This is a genomic window from Vagococcus elongatus (assembly GCF_003987645.1).
Taxonomy (GTDB): domain Bacteria; phylum Bacillota; class Bacilli; order Lactobacillales; family Vagococcaceae; genus Vagococcus_A; species Vagococcus_A elongatus.
Window position 1 is genome coordinate 21,494 of record NZ_NGKA01000017.1, and the last position, 24,419, is coordinate 45,912.

Here is a 24,419-nt window from a genome sequence, read left to right on the forward strand (position 1 = left end):
ATGTGGATAACTTTGTGGAAAGCTATCCACATTTTTTAAGCTTTTATTCCTGCATTCTTAGCAGTTATTCACAAAATCATGGGATTGTTAACAACTTTCTGTGGATAACTGAGAAACTATTCGTTTTCAAGTAAGGATGCCTGAATTTTAAGTTCTCTTTAAACTTTCAAATTCAATTTGTTTTTTTGCGAAAAATGAGTATACTAATGGGCATAAAGTTTTTTAATGTCAGTAACTGAAAGGATTTTAATATGAATTGGTATGAACTAATCAAAGCGATTATTCTAGGGGTAGTCGAAGGTATTACCGAGTGGCTGCCTATCAGCAGCACCGGACACTTAATTTTAGTACAGGAATTTATGCAATTAGATGCCCGCCCGGAATTTATAGAGATGTTTAACGTGGTTGTCCAGTTGGGGGCCATCCTCGCTGTAGTCATCCTCTATTTCCACAAGCTGAACCCTTTTTCTCCTAAAAAAACAACAACAGAGAAAAAAGATACTTGGGACTTATGGTTTAAAGTAATCGTCGGGTGTATACCTGCCGGTGTTTTGGGACTACTTTATGACGACTGGTTTGAAGAACATTTCCATAAATTTTTGCCGATTGCAATCATGTTGATTTTATACGGTGTTTTGTTCATAATTGTGGAAAACTTCAATAAAAATCGTGAACCAAAAATCACAGATTTTACGTCGTTTACGTATCAAACGGCGATCATCATCGGATTATTCCAAGTGTTGTCATTGATGCCCGGGACTTCCCGTTCAGGAGCAACCATCATCGGGGCACTTCTCATTGGTACCTCCAGATACATCGCGGCGGAATTTTCATTTTTCCTCAGTATCCCTGTGATGTTTGGAGCCAGTGGTTACAAGCTCCTCAAATTTTTTAAAGCGGGAGGAAATTTTATAGAAGGTGAATTAATCTTCCTGCTCGTGGGCTCTTTAGTGGCTTTTATCGTTTCTATCATAGCTATCAAGTTTTTGATGAACTTTATCAAGACCAACGACTTCAAACCTTTCGGCTGGTACCGGATTATTTTAGGTGTTGTTTTAATCGGCTACTGGGGATTATTTATGTAAAGACAAAAACTCTCTGTTCCTTTTGAAGAACAGAGAGTTTTTTTATCCCATTCACACGACTTCATCTGATCCCCTTTTGACTTGTACGGACATTTAATCTATAATTTGCTATAAACATACAGAATAAAGGTGAAAATCATGTCAAAAGCCAAATACCAGTTGATTGCGGATGAAATACGTTCAAAAATATTAGCAAAAGAATATCATGTCGGGGATGTTATCCCGCCAGAAACCCAGTTGCAAAAAGATTTTAATGTCAGCCGGCATACCGTCAGACAAGCGATTGCTTTATTAGTTAATGAAGGTCATCTTAAAGCGGAAAAAGGCTCAGGAACTTATGTTCAAATGCCTGCTCCTCAAACATTTAATGGTGCAAAAAAAAAAATCGGAGTTATTACGACCTACTTGTCAGATTATATTTTCCCCTCCATCATCCGGGGCATCGAACAGGAATTAAGGGAAAATAATTACGGTCTTTTACTGGCGAGCACGAACAACGACTTGTCCACAGAAAGAAGATGCTTGGAGATGATGCTCCATCAAGGTGTCTCAGGACTGATTGTCGAACCTACTAAAAGCAACGAATATAACCCTAACCTTTCTTACTACGTTTCACTGAAAGAAAGAGACATTCCAGTACTTATGATCAATGCCCATTATGAAGAACTGGATTTCCCTTTTATAGTGGTGGATGATGTGGCTTCCGGATATTTGGCGACTAAACATTTGATTGATCAAGGACACAAGAATCTAGCAATGGTCACAAAAATTGATGACCTTCAAGGAAAGTTGCGAATGAAAGGATTTATTAATGCCCATACAGAGGCAAACCAATTATTTGAATCAAATTGCATCTACACCTACACGACCGAAACAAAGCAGCAAGTGATAGAAACGATTTTAGCAGATTTAAACCAACAATTAATTTCTGTGACTGGTATTGTCTGCTACAATGACGAAATCGCAAATCAATTGGCTCAACAGCTGATTCGAAGAGGTTTTTCCATTCCTAATGATTTTTCTATTACTGGAAACGACGACTCTTACTTAAGTACAGCTGGGGAAATCGCCTTAACCACTGTCTCTCATCCAAAAGAACAGTTGGGAGCTGAAGCGGTGCAATCTATGATTAAAAAAATCGAACAGCAAAAGCCTTTGGAAAATAAAATTTATACCCCAAAGCTTATTGTGAGAGACTCTACCCGAAAATTAGTCTGAACAAAACGAAATTAAAAATTGACATGTACGGACATATATTTTATAATTCTTCTTATAGAACCCATTTTTATGGACTATGAGAAGTTTTTTTGTATATAAGGAAACATGGAAAGGAGAACACTGCAGTGACAACTAAACAAGCAACGATTGATGACATCAAAAATGGCAAAACGTTCCTAGGCATTGAATTAGGCTCTACCAGAATCAAGGCAGTATTGATCGATTCCCATTACAACCCCATCGTTTCAGGCAACCATGATTGGGAAAACCAGCTAGTTGACGGCTTTTGGACCTATTCTCTTGAGGAAATTTGGAAAGGGTTACAAAACTGTTATGCGGACTTAAACAAAAATGTTCAAGCAATCACGGGGGAGCCTATCCGTCAAGTCGCGTCCATTGGTTTCAGTGCCATGATGCACGGCTATCTGGCCTTTGATTCTCAAGAACAACTGCTCGTTCCTTTTAGGACTTGGCGCAACTCAAATACTGGTGATGCAGCTGAAAAATTAACCGCACTCTTTGACTACAATATCCCTCAACGTTGGAGTATTGCACATTTATATCAAGCGGTTCTTGACAAGGAACCTCATGTAAAAGACGTCGATTTTTTCACTACTTTAGCAGGATATCTGCACTGGAAATTAACTGGTGAAAAAGTATTGGGTGTTGGAGATGCCTCAGGGATGTTCCCTATCGACCCCAAAACTGCCAGTTATGATGCAAAAATGATTCAACAATTCAATGAATTGACGACTTCTGCTGATTTTAAGCAAAAATTGGAAGACATTCTTCCTGAAATAAGATTAGCAGGTGAAGAAGCAGGAAATCTATCTGAAGCAGGTGCTAAATTATTGGATGTCAGCGGTCATCTTCAAGCGGGTATCCCTTTGTGTCCGCCAGAAGGTGATGCCGGCACAGGAATGACTGCCACAAACAGTGTGGCGAAACGAACAGGAAATGTCTCTGCCGGGACTTCCGTTTTCGCTATGATTGTTTTGGAAAAAGAATTGAAAAAAGTCCATCCCGAAATCGATTTGGTCACCACACCTGATGGAAAATTAGTCGCAATGGTTCACGCCAACAATTGCTCATCAGATATCAACAGCTGGGTGAAATTATTTTCTGAATTGCTCGAAAGCCTTGGCATGTCCGTTGACGTGGGCACACTGTTCGAAACATTGTTTAAAAAAGCTCTTGAGGGTGAAGCTGATGGCGGTGGGTTGCTCTCCTACGGTTACTACTCTGGGGAAAACATTACTGAATTTGCCGAAGGACGGCCACTTTTCGTTCATGGACCTGACGACGTATTTAATCTTGCCAACTTTATGAGAACTCACTTAATGTCCGCCCTTGGTGCTTTAAAAATCGGTATGGACATTTTAGTCGGTGAAGAGCAAGTACATGTAGATGAGATTCTTGGACATGGGGGCTTCTTTAAAACAGAAGAAGTCGGGCAAAAAATGATGGCGGCAGCCATGAATACAACTGTTTCTGTGATGGAGACTGCTGGTGAGGGCGGTGCTTGGGGCATGGCTTTATTAGCCGCTTACATGGTCCAAAAAAATCCCGACCAAGACCTGTCCGATTTTCTCAATAAACAAGTCTTCGCCGGCAATCTGGCAAAAAGTTTAACTCCAGACGAAAGAGATGTGGCAGGCTTTGAAACATTTATCAAACGGTATAAAGAAGGACTGCCGATCGAAAGGGCAGCCGTTGAACATTTAATTTAACTTATCGTTGTGACTTTCAAAAAATAAAAAGGAGTGAATATTGTGTTAGAAAAGCTAAAAGAAGAAGTTTTTCTTGCCAATCTAGAGTTACCTAAACAGGGATTGATCAAATACACTTGGGGAAATGTCAGCGCGGTGGACAGGTCCCAAAAATTATTTATTATCAAGCCAAGCGGTGTCGACTACGACGCGATGACAGCTGATGATATGGTAGTCTGTGATTTTGAGGGAAATGTCATTGAAGGGAAATTAAACCCATCCTCAGATACACCTACCCACGCAGTTTTATACAAACATTTTGAAGACATCGGCGGTATCGTCCATACTCATTCACAATGGGCAACTGCTTGGGCGCAGGCCGGACTGGATGTGCCCGCTATGGGGACCACCCACGCAGATACTTTTTATGGTCCCGTTCCTTGTGCCAGATTTTTGACCTCCGAAGAAGTTGAACGGGGATATGAAAAAGAAACAGGGCACGTGATTGTCAATACATTTGCCGAACATAAACTTGACCCTTTAGAAGTCCCGGGAGTCCTTTTACATGGTCACGCCCCATTCACATGGGGGAAAACAGCTGATGAGGCAGTCATGAATGCTGTCGTGCTAGATGAAGTTTGCAAAATGAATTTTTACACCAGACAACTCAATTCCTATGCTGAAGAGTTGCCTCAATATATCTTGGACAAACATTACCTGCGTAAGCATGGAAAAGATGCTTATTACGGTCAAAAATAAAACAAACAGGAGTGATGGAACATGTTAACAGAAAAAAAAGAATTTTGGTTTGTGGTAGGTTCCCAGCATCTATATGGCGAAGAAGCGTTAAATGAAGTGAAAAAACACGCAGAAGAAATGACTGCAGAATTAAACAACTCCGGAAAATTACCATACCCGGTAGTTCTTCAGGAACTGGCTGTTTCAGCAGATGCCATTACAAGTATCATGAAAGAAATAAATTACCAAGACAAAGTTGCCGGAGTCATCACTTGGATGCATACGTTCTCCCCTGCTAAAATGTGGATTCGCGGAACAAAATTACTTCAAAAACCGTTACTACATTTGGCAACACAGTACAATGAAAGTATCCCATGGGAAACCATCGACATGAACTTTATGAACTTAAACCAAGCCGCTCACGGCGACCGGGAATACGGCTTTATCAATGCCCGTTTAAATAAACAAAACAAAATCGTGGTCGGTTACTGGAAACGTCCAGAGGTTCAGGAACAAATCGCAGAGTGGATGGATGTGGCCGTTGCCTTTAATGAAAGCTTCAATATTAAAGTGGCACGTTTTGGCGACAACATGCGTAATGTGGGTGTCACTGAAGGAGATAAAGTAGAGGCACAAATCCAATTTGGCTGGACGGTGGATTACTTTGGCATCGGCGATCTTGTGCAATACATCGACGCTGTCTCCGATGATGATGTAGAGAAATTATTTGCAGAATATAAGGAACTCTATGACTTTGATTACGGTGATTACGATCCGACGGTTTGGGAAAATCATGTCAAAGTCCAAGCAAAACAAGAAATTGGTCTCAAACGTTTCCTTGAAGCTGGCGGCTACAATGCCTTCACAACAAACTTTGAAGATTTATATGGTATGCAGCAGCTGCCGGGATTAGCGGTTCAACGCTTAATGGCTCAAGGCATCGGCTTTGCCGGAGAAGGAGACTGGAAAACAGCCGCCCTAGACCGGTTGATGAAAGTTATGGCTCACAATGAAAACACTGGCTTTATGGAAGACTATACGTATGAATTAGCTCCCGGCAAAGAGTCCATCCTGCAATCTCATATGCTGGAAGTAGACCCTACCCTTGCGGTAAATAAGCCGAAAATCGTGGTTGCTCCTTTATCTATGGGAGATCGAGAAGACCCTGCCCGCTTAGTTTTTGATGGAAAAGCTGGTGAAGGAGTGGTCGTTTCCATGGCAGACTTTGGAACTCATTACAAACTTTTAATCAATGAGGTCTCGACCTTCGAACCAACAGAGCCTGCACCAAAATTGCCAGTGGCGAGAGTGTTATGGGAAGTTAAGCCTAACTTCCAAGAAGGAGTTCGGGCTTGGATTCAAGCTGGCGGCGGACACCACACTGTAGTTTCACTGAATCTGACAACAGATCAAATCATTTCATGGGCAAAATTAGTCGGACTTGAGTATGTGGTGATTCGTTAACATATATAGAAAGCTTGTGTGCTGTAACAGCTAAACTCTTGCAAAGTCTCTGACAGCATTGAAAGCAAGAAATTGAAAGATAGTCTCCATATAGAATATTGCTACAGCTAATCTATATGGAGATTTTATTATTTCATAACGGTTACTAAAGAATAAGTAATGCTTGGGTTGTTTTCTGTCAGGTGAATTTTATGCCATTACCTTAGTAACTCAATAACAACTAGTTAAGAATACTCGTATAAAATCGTGCTATACATCAGACAAACAGCTAATCTGCACATCAGCCATCATTCCCGATATCGTTGAATGAAGGCGGCTGCTTTTTGTCCCTTGTAATTTGATTCAAATAATGACAAAATGATAGCGAGGTGATATTAATGAAAATTTCAACAACAAATTTTGGAGCAAATGCAACACTTTACACACTAGAAAACGATCATCAGGTAAAGTTGATGGCGACGGATTTAGGTGCGAGAATCGTTAAATGGCTCGTCCCCCAGCAAGAAGGGCATACGAACATTGTCCTTGGCTTTGATAAAGGTGAAGACTATCAGACGATCGATAGTTATCTGGGGTCCACTATTGGACGGGTTGCCGGCCGAATTACAGATGGGAAATTTGAAATCGACGGGACAAAGTATCAAGTGACGACGCAACCCGAACAAAGTAACAACACTTTACATGGTGGTCCTGACAGCTTCGAAACCAAACTTTGGCAAGCTGAAACTTTTGTCGGCACTGATTACGTCCAAATCGTTTTTCACTATCAAAGTCCTGATGGAGAAAATGGCTTTCCAGGCAACATGGCGATTTCCGTTACCTATACATTAAATAACAATAATGAATGGCGGATTGATTACAAAGCGACCACTGACAAAGCAACCTTATTCAATCCGACGAATCATGTCTACTTTAATCTGACTGACAATCACGAACAAACCGTCCATCAGCACAAAATGCAGTTGGCCTCCGACAGCTTTGCGGTCATCAATGATGATGTCACAGTGACTGGAGAACTGCGATCCGTGATGGACACGCCTTTTGATTTTAGAGACGCACAGCCTTTGACCCAAATCTACGAATCAGACTATCCACAAAATACCTTAGTAGGCGGGTTGGACCATCCCTTCGTATTACGTGAAGATGTACCTGTCCAAGCAAAATTGATCAGTCCCGATGAAAAAATCAGCGTAGAAATGACGACGACTGAACCTGCTGTTGTTGTCTTCTCTGGTAATTTCGGACCAGAAGCACCCGGTGTGAAAAAGGTTAAAAACTTTACTGGAATCACCCTAGAAACACAGGAACTTCCCGGTGCGATAGAGTTCGAAAATTTCGGGGATATTGTACTTAAACCTGAGAACACTTTCACGTCAACAACGACCTATAAAGTCAATTTTTAAACAATCTGCTTGCATTCAAAACTAAAATATTTTGATTTGTAATCAAAAACCCCCTGACGTCATCATATTAAAAATGATGTCAGGGGGTTTTTATCAGTTAAGGGCAGGAATTTCATCTCTTCAGAGCAATCAATTTTTTTAAAACCACCTTCCCCTTTAAATACATCCATTCTAGACGGACTATTTGTTTCTACCTCACAATAAAAACAGATAATTATTATTAGATTTCCTTAATAATCATTCGCCATTTTTTGTAAGCGCCTCCTCAGCGTTGTATACTTATAGTGATTTTAATATAAGAAAGGGGAAATAACTATGACGAGTAATCATTCGAGCTCCAGCCTAGAAACATTTCTAGACCAGTCGTTAAGTGATTTAAAATCAAAAGGGCTGTTCTCTGATATCGACGTTCTTGACCAAGCCAACGGACCGGTCATTTCAATCAACGGACAAAAAAAAATCAATCTGGCCTCCAATAATTATTTAGGCTTTGTCACTCATCCGGAGTTGATCAAAGCCAGTGAAGAAGCAACTAAAACCTATGGCGTAGGTGCCGGAGCTGTCAGAACCATCAACGGCACCCTTAAAATTCATCAGGAATTAGAAGACAGACTTGCCAAATTCAAAGGCACAGAAGCTGCCATCGCTTTTCAATCTGGTTTTAATTGTAATATGGGAGCTATTTCTGCTGTCATGAATAAAAATGATGCTATTTTATCTGATGAGTTGAACCATGCTTCCATCATTGATGGCTGCCGTCTGTCCGGTGCCAGAATCATCCGAGTCAAACATTCAGATATGAAAGACTTGGAAGAACAAGCAAAAGAAGCACGGGACAGCGGGATTTTTGAAAAAATCATGTTCATCACAGACGGTGTTTTTTCCATGGATGGAGACATTGCTAAACTAGATGAAATCGTAAAAATTGCAGAAAAATATGATTTGATTTTATACGTGGATGATGCCCATGGCTCAGGGGTTCTGGGAGGCGGTGCCGGCACAGTCAAAGCATTCGGATTGTCAGATAAGATTGACTTCCAGATGGGAACCTTATCTAAAGCTATCGGCGTTGTGGGAGGCTATGTTGCGGGCTCGCAAAAATTGATTACTTGGCTGAAATCACAGGCCCGTCCATTTTTATTTTCCACGTCATTGACACCGGGTGCTGCCGGTGCTGTCATCAAAGCCATTGATTTGATGGAACAAGATACAAGTTACGTAGACAAATTATGGGAAAATGCACGTTACTTCAAAGAAAAACTGCAGCGTATCGGTTTTGATATCGGCCAATCAGAAACACCGATCACACCGGTTATTCTTGGAGATGAAAAATTAACTCAAACCTTTGCCGGCAAGCTGATTGAACAGGGTGTGTATGTGAAGCCAATCGTTTTCCCGACAGTGCCGTTTGGGGCCGGCAGAGTCCGTAATATGCCGACCGCCGCACATACGAAAGAAATGTTGGATGAAGCGATAAAAATCTATGAAAAAGTCGGCAAAGAAATGAATTTGATTTAATTTTGGGAGCGAAAGGAAGAGACGGATGAAAAAAATCTTTGTGACAGGCAGTCTTGGACAAATCGGTTCAGAATTAATCATACGATTACGCCAGCTTTATGGTGTCGACAATGTACTGGCAACAGATATTAGGGAAGATCGGGAAAATGCTGTTTGTACGGAGGGGCATTTTATCCCATTGGATGTTTTAGATAAGGAGAAAATGGGCAAATTAGCACATGAGTTTCAAGCGGATACTATGATCCATCTGGCTTCTTTACTGTCATCAGTTGCAGAAGACCACCCTCAAGACGCGTGGAGAATTAATATGGACGGGTTGATGAATGCCTTAGAAGTTGCCCGAAAATCCCGCATGAGTTTTTTTACCCCAAGTTCCATAGGTGCTTTCGGACCTGACACTCCTAAAGAAGAGACCCCTCAAGATACCTTGCAGCGCCCCACTACGATGTACGGCATCACTAAAGTGGCTGGCGAATTATTGTGTGATTATTACCATGCAAAATATGCTTTAGATACGCGCGGCGTGAGATTCCCCGGATTGATTTCTTATGAGACCCTTCCGGGAGGGGGCACCACAGATTATGCTGTAGAAATTTTCTATGAAGCTATAAAATACGGGCACTATACTTGCCCAATCAAAGCGGGCACCTATATGGATATGATGTATATGCCGGACGCCATTGAGGCGATTATTCAGTTGATGGAAGCTGATCCTGAAAAACTGATTCATCGAAATGCCTTTAATATTTCCAGTATGTCTTTTGATCCGGAAGATATCAAACAGGCCATCCAAAAGTTTTTACCAGAATTTACGATGGACTATCACATAGACCCAAAGCTCCAACAGATTGCCGATTCATGGCCAGACCGGCTGGATTGTCAAACCGCACGCAATGAATGGTCTTTCAAACCGGCTTATGATTTAGAGACTATGACACAAGATATGTTGGAAAAATTAAAACGGAAAATAAATACTCCCCATCCGGTAGATAAATAATTTAGAAAAAAACTCCCCTCTGAAATCAATGTTGCACACTCTTGATTTCAAGGGGGAGTCTATTTATCAGGCTATCATTTCTTCTCAAATAAAACGTTGTATTCTCCGTAACCTTCCTTGTCTAAATCTGCCACAGGAATAAATCTCAAAGCTGCGCCATTGATACAATAACGTAAGCCGCCTGCTTCTACAGGTCCATCGGGGAATACATGTCCAAGATGGGAGTCGGCTTGGGAACTTCTGACCTCTACGCGGGCACGGCTCAAAGAAAAATCATCTAGTTCTTTCAAGATAGCTATCGGCTTAGTAAACGACGGCCAGCCGCAACCGGCATCATACTTATCTAAAGAACTAAACAAAGGTTCTCCGCCGACGATATCTACATAGATACCTTCTTCATCCAATTGATCATATTCGCTGGAATAAGGTCTTTCTGTTCCGCTTTCTTGCGTCACCTCGTATTGCAAAGGTGTCAATAGTTCTCTTAATTCTTTTTCAGTTTTTTCCATAGTACCCTCCCTTTCTCAAAAATCTCTTAATAACTGATTGACTAAACCGATGGGAAAACCCACAATAGCATAGAAATCCCCGCTGACTTCTCTAACAAAAATCGACGCTCCTCCTTGAATTCCGTACGCGCCTGACTTGTCCATGGGTTCCTCCGATGCCACATAAGCCTCCACCTGTTTCTCATCTAGAGGATAAAATGTGACATCAGCTGAAGAAAGTCTGACCACTTCTTTGTCTTTTGACAAAATTGCCAAACCAGTCAACACTCGATGGGTCTGATTGCTATAAGACATGAGCATCTGTTTGGCTTCTTCGTGGTCTTTGGGTTTCCCCAAAATCTTATCCCCCAAAACTACTACGGTGTCACAGCCGATCACCGTTGCTTCAGGATGACTTTCAAGAATCGACGCTGCTTTTTCATAAGCCATTTGCTGCACATAGTCAGATGGTTTCAGCCCTTCCGATACTGTTTCATCAATATCTGCTGGTATCACTTGAAAATCCGGCACAATTTTCCTTAACAATTCTTGCCGGCGAGGAGACTGAGAAGCTAAAATCACCGCCATTTTTCATCCTTCTTTCTAATGTGGGTCTTGAATTCTCTTAAACATCTTTTCCATCTCTGTGTTCGTAAAATGAATCAACACCGGGCGGCCATGAGGACAATTATAAGGATTCTCACACTGTGACAAATCCGCCAGCAGCTGTCTTGCTTCTATGTCCGACAAGTGATGATTGGCTTTGATTGAGCGTTTGCAGCTCATCATAATAGCTGTATCTTCTCTGAACGTTGCCACATCAATTTTTCCAGTTTGCAGGACGATATCCACCATCTCACGAATGGTTTGCTCTTCCTCGCCTTGAGGATACCAAGCCGGATGGGCCCTGACAATAAAACTGTTTGAGCCAAACTCTTCTAAATGAATGCCCACATCAGCCAGCAAGGACAATTGCTCTTTAAGTTTAATCACGTCACTGCGGGGATATTCCAGCACGATAGGAAGAAGCAGCTCTTGCAGTTCCTCGCCGACATCGCCGATTTTTTCCCGGTAATATTCATACTTAATCCGCTCTTGTGCAGCGTGCTGGTCAACGATAAACAACCCTTCTTCATTTTGTGCAAATAGGTACGTCCCGTGCATCTGACCAAAAAATTCTAATTCGGGAAATCTTTTTGCAAAAGGAGCCTGTAACTCTTCCTCCAAGTCCAATGCTGTCAGTGTGACCTCATCAAATGGATTTCCCAGTTTATCAAAAGAAACATGGGCTAAATCAACAATTTTAGTCTCCGTAGCCTTTACCTCAGTCATCCAAGGCTTTAATGCCACTTTTTCTACTGTCCCTTTATCCTGCAAAGCAGCAGCGGTTTCTGAAACTTTCTCTACATAAAACTTGCCTTCTTTGGCATCATAAGCCAAACCTGTCTTAGAGAGCTTTCCTTCCGACCGGCTTTTTTGGAAACTTGAAGCTCCCGCAGAACGAGAGTCCCTCTCTTCTGTCAGTTTCAGTTGTGATGACAAAGGTTCTTGGGAGTTTTTCTTCTTGAAAAATTGGCTTGTATCAACTTCCGGAACTAAGCGCTGGTCTTGAAACACTTGGCTGATGCCTTGCTGAATCAGCAGTGTCAGCTCTTTCTCTTTACTCAAACGGACTTCTTGTTTTGTCGGATGAACGTTCACATCCACCAGCAAAGGATCCATCTCGATTTTCAACACAGCGATTGGAAATCTTCCCACCATTAATTTTGACCCGTAACCAGCCACAATAGCCTTGTTCAATGAATAGTTGCGAATATAACGTCCATTGATAATTACTGACAGATAATTCCGACTGGCTCTTGTCAATTCCGGCAGGGAAACATACCCTGACAGACGAAAATCCAAGTCTTCCTTGTTCACAGCCAGCATTTTTTTAGCTGTAGCCAGACCGTAAATGCCAGCAATCGCCTGTTTCAATTCTCCATTTCCGGTGGTACTCATCATCTGGTGACCATCATGAACTAAACGAAAAGCCACATCTGGATGGCTCATAGCCAAACGATTAATAATATCAGCAATATTCGATAATTCTGTTTGAAGGGACTTTACGTATTTCAAACGGGCAGGAGTATTGTAAAACAACTCTGAGACAGTCAGATTAGAACCTTTCCTCAACGAGTGGGGCCGGTGTTCCTGAATCTTTCCCCCCTCCAGATAAACAAAACTGCCCTCGCCTGTTCCTGTTGAAGTCTCTAGTGTCAGTTTAGACACCGAAGCGATACTCGGCAAAGCCTCCCCGCGAAAGCCCAATGTCCGAATCCGGAATAAATCATCTTGTGAATGTATTTTGCTTGTGGCATGGCGCTTAAAGGCATTCAGAACTTCACTGTTAGGAATTCCCTCGCCATTATCAATGACTTGAATTTTTTTCATCCCAGATTCTTCCAGGATGATATCAATTTGTGTGCTCCCGGCATCTAGGGCGTTCTCGACCAGTTCCTTTACCACCGAAGCAGGGCGTTCCACCACTTCCCCTGCGGCTATCTGATTCGCCAGTTGTTCTGATAATTCCTGAATCTTTCCCATTCGGACACCTCCTTGTTAATTTATATTTATTATTAGTTTAAATCAAATTCTTTTTTGTAAACTGTGGAGCAAGTTCAAAGCTTCCAAAGGGGTCATTTCCAATAAATTGACTTTCTTCAATGAATCGATGACTGACAACTCTTCCGTAGAGACTTCTGAAAATAAAGATAACTGCCCTTCTGTCCCTTCCTTGTCCTGTGCTTCCTTTTCAGCTTTATTTTTTGACAGGGCGGCCGGTTCAGCTGCTTCAAGAGCCGCCAAAATCGTGCTGGCCCGTTCCAATAATTCTACAGGCAAGCCGGCTAACTTTGCCACGTGGATACCATAACTTTTATCCGCTGGTCCCTCCATCATTTTATGGAGAAAAACAACTTCTCCATCTTTTTCCACCGCCCCTACATGAATGTTGCGAAGCCCTTCCAGCGTTTCTTCCAGTTGGGTCAGCTCATGATAGTGAGTAGAAAATAACGTTTTAGCTTTTACGTTGCGGTGGATGAACTCAATGATGGCTTCTGCCAGAGCCATGCCGTCATAAGTCGCTGTCCCTCTGCCGATTTCATCAAAGAGAATCAGACTTTGCGGCGTAGCATGACGCAACGCTTCATTAGCCTCCATCATTTCCACCATAAAAGTACTTTGGCCTGAAATCAAATCATCAGAGGCACCGATTCTGGTAAATATCTGATCAAATATTGGCATTTTAGCAGACTGGGCCGGTACGAAGCAACCGATTTGCGCCATGATTACCGTTAATGCCAATTGTCGCATATACGTACTCTTCCCCGACATGTTTGGTCCAGTAATCAACAAAATCGTGGTGTCTTTTTTCATCGTGACTGAATTTGGAACGTATTGCTGATGTCCCAACACTTTTTCCACTACGGGATGACGTCCTTCAATCAGCACTAGCTCTTTCCCCTGAGGAATCATCTCAGGGCGTACATACTGATATTTCTCACTGACCGCAGCAAAACTCTGCAAGACATCGATGGCCGAGAGCGCCTTGGCTAATTTTTGCAGACGGACGATGGCCTGTTTGATTTCATCCCGCACTTGTTGGAATAATAAATATTCCAGCTCTTGAGATTTTTCCTCTGCTTCGAGAATCAAACGCTCTTTTTCTTTCAATGCCGGTGTGACAAAACGTTCGGCATTGGCAAGCGTTTGTTTGCGTTCATAGCGATTTTCAGGAATCTGGTCTAAATAACTTTTCGTCACTTCGATATAATAACCAAAGACTCGATTAAAGCCGATTTTTAGCTTCTTAATGCCCGTTTCTTCCCGCTCTTGCCTCTCCATCTCTGCCAGCCAGCGCTTGCCGTTTCTCATAGCGTCATGATACTCATCCAACTGAGGGTCAAATCCTTCTTTAATCACATTGCCTTCAGTAATTGTTACTGGGGCTTCTTCATCAATCGCTGAGTCGATCAAATCTACTACGTCATTGACAGGGTCTAAATCCAGCAGCAATTTCTGCCATTCCCCTTGATTGATGCCCTCAATCAGCTGGCGAATCCTAGGCACCTGCTGCAAGGACTGTTTCAATTGAAGCAAGTCACGTCCGTTCACAGTTCCAAAAGCGATACGACCAGCCAAACGTTCCAAATCGTAGACATTTTTTAAGCATTCTTGCAAATCCAATCGTTCAAAATAAGCCCTCATCAGAGAGTCTACAATAGTTTGCCGCTCTTTGATTTGCGACAGTTGAATCAAGGGACGGTCTAACCAGTTTTTCAGCAACCTTCCCCCCATAGCGGTCTTCGTTTCATCTAACAACCACAACAGTGTTCCCTGTTTTTTTCCAGAACGAATCGACTGGCTCAATTCCAAATTAAACTTGGAGTAGTGATCCAACTTCAAAAAATGTGCTGGCTCATAACTTTCTGCTTTCTGCAGATGTCCAAGACTTCGCTTTTGTGTCACACTCAAATAAGCCAATAAACGTCCTAAAACTGTTTTCTGCAGACCGTCTTTTACATGTTCAGCTAGAAAGTTAGTTTCAGTATTTTCTTCACTGTCTTTTTGTTCAGAAAACAAGATATTTAAGCGGTCCGTTAGTTTTTTCTGCAAACTTTCTGGTAGATCACTTCCTAAAACCATTTCCTTCGTTTGCAGGCTGCTGCATTCATTGAGCACACTGTCTTCATCCTCCAGTGTGCTGACTTTCAACTCCCCCGTACTCAAATCAACGTAGGCAAAGCCAAATAAACGTGTAGGAGCATCAAAAACTATCGCCGTCAGATAATTATTATCCTTTGAATCAAGTCCTTTGGATTCCATCACTGTCCCGGGAGTAATCAGACGGACCACTTCCCGCTTGACCATCCCTTTAGTTGTTTTGGGATCTTCCACCTGTTCGCAAATGGCTACTTTATAGCCTTGTTCAATCAAAATATCAATGTAACCTTGTGCCGAATGGTACGGTATCCCCGCCATCGGCACAGGATCTTCTGCGTTACGGTTTCGGCTAGTCAAGGTGATTTCCAGTATTTGTGAGGCATTAATGGCATCTTCGTAAAACATTTCATAAAAATCTCCGAGTCGATAAAAGAGAAAGGCATCAGGATACTGTTCCTTGATTCCTAAATATTGTTCCATCATCGGAGTTAGTTTTGTTTTTTTCGACAAACCCTTCACTTCCTTAATCTCTTTCATGTAACTTCTTCAATTCTTCTTGATAACGTTGTTCCAGAGAACGATTGAGATCATTTTCCAGAAGACGTGTCATATGCTGCAGTAAATCATCGGCTAGTATCAGTTTCTCGCGATAAGTAACCACCAAAGGATGCTCATCAAATGCCTGTGCGAGCTCATCTGCTTTTTTGATAGCAGACTGTTCTGCGACTGGTTTATCATAATGAGAAAATGCCACCGCATTTTTTTGTTCTGTTTTTATTGCTTCAATCAGTTCTTGAAGCTTAGGGTGGTCCTTTGCCTGCTGCTCAATCTTTTGATATTCTTGAATGACCTCGCTTTTGCGGACCAAATCCAACAACGTATTCAAAGCCTCTTCAATTGCTGGTTCCATTTGAAATTTCTCTTCTGAATCCGTCATTTATTTCCTGTCTCTCCCTTATTGGTGTGCCTTCCCATTCTTCTTACTCATGCCACGGATGATCTTCGTTGATTACCCCGTGCTCGATTTTTTGGGCCTTGCCCGTCTTGTCATTTAGTTCAATCGTACAGTAAGACAAAATCCCCCGCCCTTGCTCAACTACCTCAAACCGGTGAGGCAGGGCTGTCATAAATTTATTGATTACCGCTTCTTTTTGCATGCCGAGTATGCCATCGTAAGGCCCAGTCATGCCCACATCAGTCAAGTAGGCTGTTCCTTGGGGCAAAATTCTTCCATCGTTGGTCTGGACATGGGTATGGGTCCCCACGATTGCAGAGATTCGCCCATCCAAATACCAGCCCATAGCCTGTTTCTCACTTGTGGTTTCGGCATGAAAATCTAAAAATATTAGCGGTGTCCGCTTAGAAGCTTCTGTAATAAGTTCGTCAATTTTTTTAAATGGATCGTCTAAATCCACCATAAACGCTCGCCCTTGCAAATTGATTACAGCCAGTTCCGAGCTGTTAACCTTCACATAAACAATCCCTCGTCCGGGTGTGGTTCGTTCAGGAAAATTAGCTGGACGAACCAGCTTAGGCGCTCCTTCGATAAATTCAAAAATAGCCGGATTATCCCAAGCATGATTACCTAATGTGACCACATCCGCCCCATCCTGCAATATTTTTTTATAAATTTTTTCTGTGATACCACGGCCGGCAGCCGAATTTTCCCCATTGACAATCGTTACCTGCGGTTTGATTTTATGTTTCAAACGGGGCAGATACTCACTGACCATCTGACGACCAAGTGACCCAACAACATCTCCAACAAATAAAATGCGCATTTACGCTTCCTCTTCTCTAATTATCCAATAGCTCTATTTTATCAATAAACAAACCCAATGAAAAGAAAAGGAGTAAAAGAAGTTGCATGGCATAAATAATCTGAAAATTTTAGCCAAAAAATATGAAAGTTTGGCGGACTGTTGAGTGAAGAATTTCATCGAAATCGTTGAAAAGATGGGAGGGAAAGACTCCCTGATAATGCTCGCACACCCGTAATGGTCAGCCAGCAAGCTGCTTGCTAAAATTCAGCATTCAACGGTATTAAAAAAATTCGAAAAGAGAACTTTTCGAATTTTCCACTTTTATCCCACTTCTACGGAAAAAATTTCTTCTGTTGCATTGACTGTTTTTTCACTTGTTTTTGGCATATCTTTTACTTTGTCCATGTTGGTAATCACCACTACAATTGTGGAAGGGGTGTTTGTTTCTGCCAATTTTTCTAAATCCATCGTGGCTAATTTTGTTTCAGCTGTCACTTTTTGACCTTCCGTTACAAAAATCTCAAAAGGTTCACCTTTTAATTCTACCGTATCTAATCCCATATGAAGCAAGATTTCAAAACCAGCAGTGGTTTCAATCGTGATTGCATGTTTGGTTGGAAAAATACTTAGAACTTTGCCTTCCACCGGAGAAAACACCTCGCTATTTGCTGGCTTAACAGCATAACCGTCTCCCAATAATTTTTCCGAAAAGACACCGTCTTCTACAGCGCTGATCGGAAGCAATGTCCCAGTAGCCACCGCGTGAAAGGATGAAGATTTTTTATTCTTTTTAAACCTTTTAAACATAAATGGTCCTCCATTTTTGAAAGTTTTCTACTCGTCCATTATACGATACCTGCTGGAAACTACCAACCTTTTCCTTTAAGAGTGCAGTTGATTTGGTAGTTTCTTATTTATTTGATGGTGCGGACAATGTGCACTTCTTTACAGAACCCTCTCAACCCATTATAAATCCGTTTTGCCCGGGAATAATTCTGGCACAAACCAAATACTGTTGGTCCGCTGCCGCTCATCAATGCAGCATCAGCCCCGTATTTTATCATCCGGTCTTTGATATCTCTCACAATCGGACGCCTTTCCATAGTAGCTTTTTCCATGGCATTACCTACATAGGCGACCATTTTTTCATAATCCTGTTCGACAATGGACTCTCTCAGCTTATCAATGTCTGGATGTTCCATCCCTTCCATCTTCAGGTTAGCAAAAATTTTTTTCGTAGAAACACTAAACTGAGGCTTCACCAATATTACCCAACATTGGGGCATCGGAGGCAATTCCTCTACAAACTCGCCTCTTCCAGTGACAAACGCTGTCGTACCGTGAACACAGTAAGGGACATCCGTTCCTACTTCGAAGCCAATCTCACAAAGCTCCTTTTTGGTCAATCCTAGTTTCCACAGACGATTAATTCCCCGCAAGGCAGCGGCTGCATCACTGCTGCCTCCTCCCAGACCAGCTGCGACCGGAACATTTTTTTTGATATCTACTGATACACCTTTTGTGATTCCGTATTTTTCTTTTACTAAAGAGAGGGCTTGATAGACATTGTTTTTTTCATCCACTGGAAGAAAGGTGGCGTTTGTCCGCACGACGATTTGGTTCTGCGGAATTTCTTTAATCAGCAGTTTATCTGCCAAATCAACACTGGCCATGACCATCTCTAACTCATGGTACCCGTCCTCTTCACGTTTTTTTAGAACGTCTAGGCCCAGATTGATTTTAGCAGGAGCTTTTTCCATGATCTCCATCTTCTTCATCCTTAATCATTCAAATTTATAAGTATAATAACATATTTTTGATGGGATATGAAAAAAAAGGATAAAGCACATATAAGTGTATAAAATAAAAAAAGCCATTTGCGGTACACTCAAATTGTATTTCCGACCAAAGAAAACAAGGAGTGAGCCACAAATGACTTACAAACATCTTACCATAGACGAAATCACAATGATAGAATCTTATTTTCATCAAAAAGTTAAACCTGTCACCATTGCTAAGCGAATGTGTCGAGCCATTCAGACAATTTACACGGTAGTCAATTTTTTTAAACAAGGCTTTTCAGCAATAGATTATTGGCATCGATACAAAGAAAATAAGAAAAAATGCGGCAGAAAGAGGATCGAATTCTCTGATTCTGAGAAACAATATATCAAAGAAAAAGTTGCACAAGATTGGACCCCTGATGTCATTATCGGCAGGCAAGAACGTATGATTCCGTGCAGTATGAGAACTCTTTATAGAAAATTCTCCAATGGAGAATTTGATGTTCAAACTCTTCCTATGAAAGGAAGAAGAAAACCTAATGGTCACCAAGAAACAAGAGGCAAACAAGCATTTAAACGAACACTTGATGACCGAACGAGACACTACCCTAATTTTAAAGAAGAATTTGGACATCTTGAAGGAGATACGATCGTAGGTGTTCATCATAAAAGTGCTGTCATCACGTTGGTGGAACGTGTGTCTAAAGTGATTATCACGTTGAAACCCAAGGGAAGAAAAGCAAACGATATTGAAGAAGCATTGAATCATTGGTTTGAACGCTTTCCAAAACATTTCTTCAAGTCCATCACCTTTGATTGTGGGAAAGAATTTTCTAATTGGAAATCTGTCAGTAACCAACAGGACATTGATATCTTCTTTGCCGATCCCGGGACACCTTCACAACGAGCTTTAAATGAGCACTCAAATGGACTGCTTAGGCGCGATGGCTTACCTAAATCAAAAGATTTTAGGGATGTCAGTCAAGAATTCATTTCCTCTGTGAGTTGTCACAGAAACTATATCCCCAGAAAATCATTAAACTATCAAACACCTATTGAAGTCTTTTTGAGTTATGTACAAGAGGCAATTTATTCTAGCTTAATTTGACAAATGAAATATGAATTAATTTTTTTAATTTCTGACTTCTGTTTCAATAACAAGACTTAATCTTTCTCAATCATTCTTTATACTCCCATTATCAGTATATTGCATTGCCGATTTCTTTCTCTTGTCTGATCGAAATCAACAAAATAGATATAACCAACTTTTCCAGTCAATAATATGCCATTTTTTATAATAAAGCTTTCACTCGCCCCTATAATAGTTGAACGAAGATGCCCATCTGTGTTTAACATTGCCCATTCCATTGCTGGATAATCTGGATCTGTTTTCGTCAAACCATAAGCAATATGCTTTGGCCCTGGACTATGATACTGCCCTTCCGTTTTTTGAGTTGGAATAATTTTTTCCATTACTTCGTTCAAATCAACTTGAAGCAAATCATCTCCATAATAATTCACATCGTGCATATATTCATCAAAGAACACAGAACAAGTTGTATGCGGCGAAGAAACCACAACAATACCATTTTTTACCTTGCTCTCTTTTAAAGCACAATTAACCTCGTCAGTAACATCATAATAAGAAGGACGATTAGCAAAGGTTTCAAGATTTATTTGTCTGTGTAAAAAAATCATTCTAATAACCCCCTCTTAATGATTGAGCAGACGGCCTCAGCCCCTATTCCAGTCGAAAGTTGAATAGCCGTGGTTACCTTATCTTCAATACCTTTGGGCACTTGAGTCATAGAAATAACAATGTCATAAACATTATTCTTAATATTTTCCATTTCTTGCTCTACATGAGGATTGTTTAATTGATACACTGCTAGTCAGACCTTCATTTTTTAACCATTCCTCTATTTGACTTCTTACAACAGTTGTAGTAGCATGTCTTGCCACACACATAATTAATAATGTTTTCATGTTTTATACGTCCTTTTTTTATGCGTTATAATTTTTATTTTGCTAATATAGAATAGTAAACCAAAAAAAATTGCTGTAATAACAAGAATGCCTGATAGAGATAGGGTTTCGGCAATTAACACCATTAATGCGTTTGACCATAACCTAGATATAAGTCCGGTAGAACCGATATCCCACTGTGCCACTTGGTAAGCTTTTGTTGAGCCAAGAGCCAGCTATGCTACCAAGTACAGCATCCTATACCACAGCTAATAACTAATCTTGAAATACTTCCTTTAAAGGCAGCGGCCATACAAGAAAGAGTAAATACTAACGTTAAAATATCTCCAAATGGAAGAATCTTATCTCCAGATAATACAACCGTTATAAAAAATTTACCGATATTAACAGAAAAGCAGTAAACAAAAAAGCGGAACTCCTAAATTCATAAATCTACCAAAATCATAACCAGCGAGCAGACCAATCACTATGTCTATCATTAATCCAATAATAATCGGATTGCCGAATAAACCAAATCTCTTTTGAATGACTTCCAAATCAACTTCCAAATCAACTTCCAAATCATTAAAACCAGGAATCATATTCCAAGGAAATCATTAAATTATCAAAGACTGTTAGAAGTATTTATGAGCTTATGTAGATAAAACCGATTTGTCTGACTTAATTTGACAAATGAAATTTTAAAGCATTCCTATCTTAATTATGGAGAACTAACCAATTTAGGAGTGTTATAAATCATGTTATAGCAACATGACTAATTATGAAATTCACTCGATTAATCTGGCTGCCTCATTTTTTTCCACAATAGGGAATTCACCTAAGCGATATTCTTCTAGCATCTCACTAGCTCTCATACAATCAATAATTAAAAAATCGAGAATCTTCGCTTTAATTAACCACTGAACGTCTGCTTGATGAACTCCCAATCTCAAATAATTTCTGAAAATCTATCTCATGTCAGCAAAGCTACTCCTATTATCCCAGGAGCTCGGTGATTGAATCCACTAACACCACTGTAGATGTGAACAAAAATGTCTATCCCAGCCTGATTAGCTCCCTCTGCTTGAAAATAATTCACTGTACTGTGAGCTGAACATCATCTGCCAAGGCACCTAAATAAAGTCTAATACTCCTTTCTTTTCCAAGTCCAGCACAATTTTAAATTAATTTGCCCGCTAAATTCTGCTAGCGGGCAAAAGTTTTTAGATTAGGATTCTTAAAATAGTCGGGATTCTGTGCTCCTCTATATTTTCCAGTACAAAACGGTCCTTCAAAAAAGATGCTTTGAATTTTCACCCTTCAACATCAAAATATCTTTGACCGATTATGTGTGTTGTAGAAATTCCAAATCTTTGACTTCTAGATATCCCTCTACTCCCATTCCGTTTTCTAAAAAGAAACTCGCGTTCGAATAAAGTAATACATAGAATATATCTTTTTTCTCACTATCTGTAATTGCTTATCCATTTTTTAAAAGAATGGTCCGTTTCGAATTTTTTCCTAGGAGCACAATTGGCAAAATGAGGCTTCCCATAGTCTCATACTGGAAAAATTTACAGATATTTCTGATTTTTTATTAACATACTATTCCTTTTCACCAAGTCTAAATACTCTTTACTGTAAAGAAATAGTATTGTACTTACCTAACTACTAGTTACTCTGCTTTCGAAAAAAACATTTTTGCTGCAGCATAAAAAATTAAACTAAATCTGCACAATCTTAGAACTGTGAACCTCATCAACCATCAAATTTTTAAAAACAAAATCCACTGTCTTTGAAGTTATTCCTCCTCCAGGCATAATAACTAACTTATCTTGAGCATAATCAATCAATCTAGATAACCAAATGAAATTATCTAAAATATCTGATTCAGATGATCCTCCATGAGTAAGAATTCTTTTCACTCCATGCTCGGAAAGCCAATCAATTGCCTCAAGCTGCTCATCTTTTGTAAGAATGTCAAATGCCATATGGAAAGTAATTTCCAACTCTCCCACAGCTGCAATCAATAGTTCAAGAGACTGTTTATCCAGCTTCCCGTTTTCATTTAAGCATCCAATCACGATCCCAGCTGATCCTAATTGTTTAGCCACTCCTATGTCTGCTATCATTATTTTCAGTTCTGCCTCACTGTACACGAAATTACCACCACGAGGCCTAATCAATATCATCACCGGAATATCGTACTGCTTCCCTAATTTAACTGTCTCTTTAATCACACCATAACTGGGTGTGGTACCACCAACGGCCATATTGTCACAGAGCTCAATTCTTTTTGCACCATTTTTAATAGCCTTCTCTATATTTGAAAAATTTTCTCCACAAAATTCTTTAATCATCTTTTTTTAAGCCTACTTTCACAAAACCTTCTCACGCGTTATTCAGCGGATAGATTGTAACGCCTTTAACAACTCGGTTTACTTTCCCACTAGGACATGGATCATCTGGTCCAATGCCAACATCCATTGATTTGTACAAGGCCAATATTTGCGCAAAAATGATATAGCATAATCCCAAATAAACATTATCCAGCGGCTCATCAATTTCATAGCAGTAGTTGTAATCCACTAAATTGCTATCAACAGTTAACTGCTGATTGTAAAGAACACATAATTTATAGCCATTTTTTTGACTGATGACTTCATTGAGAAAATCAATCTCATACTTTCTGGAAAACTCGTTGTCGCTGAGATAGATGATTAATAGTGTTTCACTAGTGATTGCCGATTTGGGTCCATGTCTAAAGCCTAATAGTGAGTCATACATAGTAACGACTGCACCTTGGGTCAGCTCCAGCATCTTTAATTGCGACTCCTGAGAAATTCCTTTCAGCGTGTTTGAACCTAAATATATAATTCTTTTAAATTGGAACTCCTCAATAATTTTTTTAGCAAGCGAATAATCTTCCTCGATTAAATTAGTTACAGATGGAATTATTTTTTCGACTTGGTCTTTCGTTTCAGCGAAATTTTCTAAATTGAGGGAAACATATGCCGATAAATACATACAGCTAAAACTTGAGGTCATTGCAAACCCTTTATCTAATGTTTCATCTGGTAACAATAACGTGAATATGTTCCCTTTGTCTTTGCCATACTTTGCTAATTTCCCTTGTTTGTTACAAGTAATGAATAGATGATGGATATTTTCACATATTTCGTCCGCATAACTGACACTGCCTAAAGATTCGGGTGAATCACCAGAACGAGCGAAAGAAACTAGCAATACAGGTTTTGTTTTCGGTAAATAGCTCTCAGGAGCCGAGACAATTTCTGTTGAAGCATACGAAAAAATGTGACCATCATATTTCCCCTTTAAAGAGTGGACTAAGGCATTACCGATAAATTCACTCGTTCCTGCACCAGTAAAAATAATCTGATACTCTCGCTGATTCACAATTTTTTGGATAAATTGCTCCAACTCTTCTTTTTGCTCTGTTAAAATATCCAAAGTTTTTCTCCAAACTTTTGGCTGCTGCTTGATTTCTTTAGCGGTGAGTACTGCTTTTTTTTCTTTTAGTATTTCATGGTTCATTGCAAAAATCTCCATATCCGTACTCCTT

The 24,419-nt window shown here is 40.4% G+C and carries 23 protein-coding genes; 9 read left to right on the forward strand and 14 right to left on the reverse strand.

The window, feature by feature from the left end; genetic code table 11:
- Positions 1 to 251 precede the first annotated feature (251 nt).
- From CBF29_RS10465 to CBF29_RS10500, 8 genes are all read left to right on the forward strand, one after another.
- A complete protein-coding gene (locus CBF29_RS10465; RefSeq protein WP_126809677.1) occupies positions 252 to 1,085 on the forward strand; it encodes an undecaprenyl-diphosphate phosphatase in 834 nt (277 codons plus the stop codon).
- A gap of 138 nt (positions 1,086 to 1,223) precedes the next feature.
- A complete protein-coding gene (locus tag CBF29_RS10470) occupies positions 1,224 to 2,303 on the forward strand; it encodes a GntR family transcriptional regulator (RefSeq protein WP_126809678.1) in 1,080 nt (359 codons plus the stop codon).
- Positions 2,304 to 2,428: 125 nt separating this feature from the next.
- Positions 2,429 to 4,033: a xylulokinase gene (locus CBF29_RS10475; protein WP_211334281.1), complete on the forward strand. Its 1,605-nt coding sequence runs from the start codon at positions 2,429 to 2,431 to the stop codon at positions 4,031 to 4,033.
- A gap of 42 nt (positions 4,034 to 4,075) precedes the next feature.
- Complete coding sequence (locus CBF29_RS10480) at positions 4,076 to 4,771, forward strand: L-ribulose-5-phosphate 4-epimerase (protein WP_126809679.1); 696 nt, start codon at positions 4,076 to 4,078, stop codon at positions 4,769 to 4,771.
- Between the two features lie 21 nt (positions 4,772 to 4,792).
- Positions 4,793 to 6,214, forward strand: coding sequence for an L-arabinose isomerase (araA, locus tag CBF29_RS10485; protein WP_126809680.1), 1,422 nt, complete (start codon positions 4,793 to 4,795; stop codon positions 6,212 to 6,214).
- Between the two features lie 377 nt (positions 6,215 to 6,591).
- Positions 6,592 to 7,617 carry an aldose epimerase family protein gene (locus CBF29_RS10490; protein WP_126809681.1) on the forward strand — a complete coding sequence of 342 codons (1,026 nt, stop codon included), beginning with the start codon at positions 6,592 to 6,594 and terminating at the stop codon, positions 7,615 to 7,617.
- Positions 7,618 to 7,932: 315 nt separating this feature from the next.
- On the forward strand, positions 7,933 to 9,135 hold the full coding sequence (locus tag CBF29_RS10495; RefSeq protein WP_126809682.1) for a glycine C-acetyltransferase: 1,203 nt from the start codon (positions 7,933 to 7,935) through the stop codon (positions 9,133 to 9,135).
- Positions 9,136 to 9,160: 25 nt separating this feature from the next.
- The gene (locus CBF29_RS10500; protein WP_126809683.1) at positions 9,161 to 10,132 is read left to right on the forward strand and encodes an NAD-dependent epimerase/dehydratase family protein; all 972 of its coding nucleotides are present in this window, start codon (positions 9,161 to 9,163) and stop codon (positions 10,130 to 10,132) included.
- A gap of 74 nt (positions 10,133 to 10,206) precedes the next feature.
- On the opposite strand, the gene msrB is transcribed toward CBF29_RS10500, so the two are convergent.
- The 8 genes from msrB to ispE all read right to left on the reverse strand — a co-directional run bounded on the left by msrB (position 10,207) and on the right by ispE (position 18,856).
- Positions 10,207 to 10,641, reverse strand: a complete 435-nt coding sequence (gene msrB, locus CBF29_RS10505; RefSeq protein ID WP_126809684.1) for a peptide-methionine (R)-S-oxide reductase MsrB — start codon at positions 10,639 to 10,641, stop codon at positions 10,207 to 10,209.
- A 15-nt stretch (positions 10,642 to 10,656) separates the two neighbouring features.
- Positions 10,657 to 11,208: a Maf family protein gene (locus CBF29_RS10510; RefSeq protein WP_126809685.1), complete on the reverse strand. Its 552-nt coding sequence runs from the start codon at positions 11,206 to 11,208 to the stop codon at positions 10,657 to 10,659.
- Positions 11,209 to 11,223: 15 nt separating this feature from the next.
- Positions 11,224 to 13,206 carry a DNA mismatch repair endonuclease MutL gene (gene mutL / locus CBF29_RS10515; protein ID WP_126809686.1) on the reverse strand — a complete coding sequence of 661 codons (1,983 nt, stop codon included), beginning with the start codon at positions 13,204 to 13,206 and terminating at the stop codon, positions 11,224 to 11,226.
- Positions 13,207 to 13,248: 42 nt separating this feature from the next.
- Positions 13,249 to 15,834, reverse strand: a complete 2,586-nt coding sequence (mutS, locus tag CBF29_RS10520) for a DNA mismatch repair protein MutS (RefSeq protein ID WP_126809687.1) — start codon at positions 15,832 to 15,834, stop codon at positions 13,249 to 13,251.
- Between the two features lie 13 nt (positions 15,835 to 15,847).
- Positions 15,848 to 16,234: a YlbF family regulator gene (locus tag CBF29_RS10525; protein WP_126809688.1), complete on the reverse strand. Its 387-nt coding sequence runs from the start codon at positions 16,232 to 16,234 to the stop codon at positions 15,848 to 15,850.
- Positions 16,235 to 16,304: 70 nt separating this feature from the next.
- Complete coding sequence (locus tag CBF29_RS10530; protein ID WP_126809689.1) at positions 16,305 to 17,105, reverse strand: TIGR00282 family metallophosphoesterase; 801 nt, start codon at positions 17,103 to 17,105, stop codon at positions 16,305 to 16,307.
- Between the two features lie 303 nt (positions 17,106 to 17,408).
- On the reverse strand, positions 17,409 to 17,894 hold the full coding sequence (locus tag CBF29_RS10535; RefSeq protein WP_126809690.1) for a PTS sugar transporter subunit IIA: 486 nt from the start codon (positions 17,892 to 17,894) through the stop codon (positions 17,409 to 17,411).
- A 107-nt stretch (positions 17,895 to 18,001) separates the two neighbouring features.
- Positions 18,002 to 18,856, reverse strand: coding sequence for a 4-(cytidine 5'-diphospho)-2-C-methyl-D-erythritol kinase (gene ispE, locus CBF29_RS10540; RefSeq protein WP_126809691.1), 855 nt, complete (start codon positions 18,854 to 18,856; stop codon positions 18,002 to 18,004).
- 163 nt (positions 18,857 to 19,019) lie between these two features.
- Between ispE and CBF29_RS10545 the strand changes: the two genes are divergently transcribed.
- A complete protein-coding gene (locus tag CBF29_RS10545; RefSeq protein WP_126809692.1) occupies positions 19,020 to 19,979 on the forward strand; it encodes an IS30 family transposase in 960 nt (319 codons plus the stop codon).
- A gap of 77 nt (positions 19,980 to 20,056) precedes the next feature.
- On the opposite strand, the gene CBF29_RS10550 is transcribed toward CBF29_RS10545, so the two are convergent.
- The 6 genes from CBF29_RS10550 to CBF29_RS10570 all read right to left on the reverse strand — a co-directional run bounded on the left by CBF29_RS10550 (position 20,057) and on the right by CBF29_RS10570 (position 24,406).
- Positions 20,057 to 20,569 (reverse strand): YjbQ family protein, encoded by a 513-nt coding sequence (locus CBF29_RS10550; RefSeq protein WP_126809693.1) that lies wholly within the window; start codon positions 20,567 to 20,569, stop codon positions 20,057 to 20,059.
- On the reverse strand, positions 20,566 to 20,721 hold the full coding sequence (locus CBF29_RS14035; RefSeq protein WP_245987358.1) for a hypothetical protein: 156 nt from the start codon (positions 20,719 to 20,721) through the stop codon (positions 20,566 to 20,568). The genes CBF29_RS10550 and CBF29_RS14035 overlap by 4 nt, the downstream gene beginning before the upstream one ends.
- On the reverse strand, positions 20,708 to 20,857 hold the full coding sequence (locus CBF29_RS14040; RefSeq protein WP_245987359.1) for a PTS sugar transporter subunit IIB: 150 nt from the start codon (positions 20,855 to 20,857) through the stop codon (positions 20,708 to 20,710). Before CBF29_RS14040 ends, CBF29_RS14035 begins: the two co-directional genes overlap by 14 nt.
- A gap of 383 nt (positions 20,858 to 21,240) precedes the next feature.
- The gene (locus CBF29_RS10560; RefSeq protein ID WP_126809694.1) at positions 21,241 to 21,438 is read right to left on the reverse strand and encodes a hypothetical protein; all 198 of its coding nucleotides are present in this window, start codon (positions 21,436 to 21,438) and stop codon (positions 21,241 to 21,243) included.
- A gap of 1,122 nt (positions 21,439 to 22,560) precedes the next feature.
- Positions 22,561 to 23,196, reverse strand: a complete 636-nt coding sequence (locus CBF29_RS10565) for a copper homeostasis protein CutC (protein ID WP_126809695.1) — start codon at positions 23,194 to 23,196, stop codon at positions 22,561 to 22,563.
- A gap of 31 nt (positions 23,197 to 23,227) precedes the next feature.
- Positions 23,228 to 24,406 (reverse strand): SIS domain-containing protein, encoded by a 1,179-nt coding sequence (locus CBF29_RS10570; RefSeq protein WP_126809696.1) that lies wholly within the window; start codon positions 24,404 to 24,406, stop codon positions 23,228 to 23,230.
- Between the last annotated feature and the right edge of the window lie 13 nt (positions 24,407 to 24,419).

Bases quoted from the DNA above. Each gene is read 5' to 3' on its own strand.
- CBF29_RS10465 (WP_126809677.1), top strand. From the start codon at position 252: ATGAATTGGTATGAACTAATCAAAGCGATTATTCTAGGGGTAGTCGAA.
- CBF29_RS10470 (WP_126809678.1), top strand. From the start codon at position 1,224: ATGTCAAAAGCCAAATACCAGTTGATTGCGGATGAAATACGTTCAAAA.
- araA (WP_126809680.1), top strand. From the start codon at position 4,793: ATGTTAACAGAAAAAAAAGAATTTTGGTTTGTGGTAGGTTCCCAGCAT.
- CBF29_RS10490 (WP_126809681.1), top strand. From the start codon at position 6,592: ATGAAAATTTCAACAACAAATTTTGGAGCAAATGCAACACTTTACACA.
- CBF29_RS10495 (WP_126809682.1), top strand. From the start codon at position 7,933: ATGACGAGTAATCATTCGAGCTCCAGCCTAGAAACATTTCTAGACCAG.
- CBF29_RS10500 (WP_126809683.1), top strand. From the start codon at position 9,161: ATGAAAAAAATCTTTGTGACAGGCAGTCTTGGACAAATCGGTTCAGAA.
- msrB (WP_126809684.1), bottom strand. From the start codon at position 10,641: ATGGAAAAAACTGAAAAAGAATTAAGAGAACTATTGACACCTTTGCAA.
- CBF29_RS10510 (WP_126809685.1), bottom strand. From the start codon at position 11,208: ATGGCGGTGATTTTAGCTTCTCAGTCTCCTCGCCGGCAAGAATTGTTA.
- mutL (WP_126809686.1), bottom strand. From the start codon at position 13,206: ATGGGAAAGATTCAGGAATTATCAGAACAACTGGCGAATCAGATAGCC.
- CBF29_RS10525 (WP_126809688.1), bottom strand. From the start codon at position 16,234: ATGGAACCAGCAATTGAAGAGGCTTTGAATACGTTGTTGGATTTGGTC.
- CBF29_RS10530 (WP_126809689.1), bottom strand. From the start codon at position 17,105: ATGCGCATTTTATTTGTTGGAGATGTTGTTGGGTCACTTGGTCGTCAG.
- CBF29_RS10535 (WP_126809690.1), bottom strand. From the start codon at position 17,894: ATGTTTAAAAGGTTTAAAAAGAATAAAAAATCTTCATCCTTTCACGCG.
- ispE (WP_126809691.1), bottom strand. From the start codon at position 18,856: ATGGAGATCATGGAAAAAGCTCCTGCTAAAATCAATCTGGGCCTAGAC.
- CBF29_RS10545 (WP_126809692.1), top strand. From the start codon at position 19,020: ATGACTTACAAACATCTTACCATAGACGAAATCACAATGATAGAATCT.
- CBF29_RS10550 (WP_126809693.1), bottom strand. From the start codon at position 20,569: ATGATTTTTTTACACAGACAAATAAATCTTGAAACCTTTGCTAATCGT.
- CBF29_RS14035 (WP_245987358.1), bottom strand. From the start codon at position 20,721: ATGGAAAATATTAAGAATAATGTTTATGACATTGTTATTTCTATGACT.
- CBF29_RS14040 (WP_245987359.1), bottom strand. From the start codon at position 20,857: ATGAAAACATTATTAATTATGTGTGTGGCAAGACATGCTACTACAACT.
- CBF29_RS10560 (WP_126809694.1), bottom strand. From the start codon at position 21,438: ATGATTCCTGGTTTTAATGATTTGGAAGTTGATTTGGAAGTTGATTTG.
- CBF29_RS10565 (WP_126809695.1), bottom strand. From the start codon at position 23,196: ATGATTAAAGAATTTTGTGGAGAAAATTTTTCAAATATAGAGAAGGCT.
- CBF29_RS10570 (WP_126809696.1), bottom strand. From the start codon at position 24,406: ATGGAGATTTTTGCAATGAACCATGAAATACTAAAAGAAAAAAAAGCA.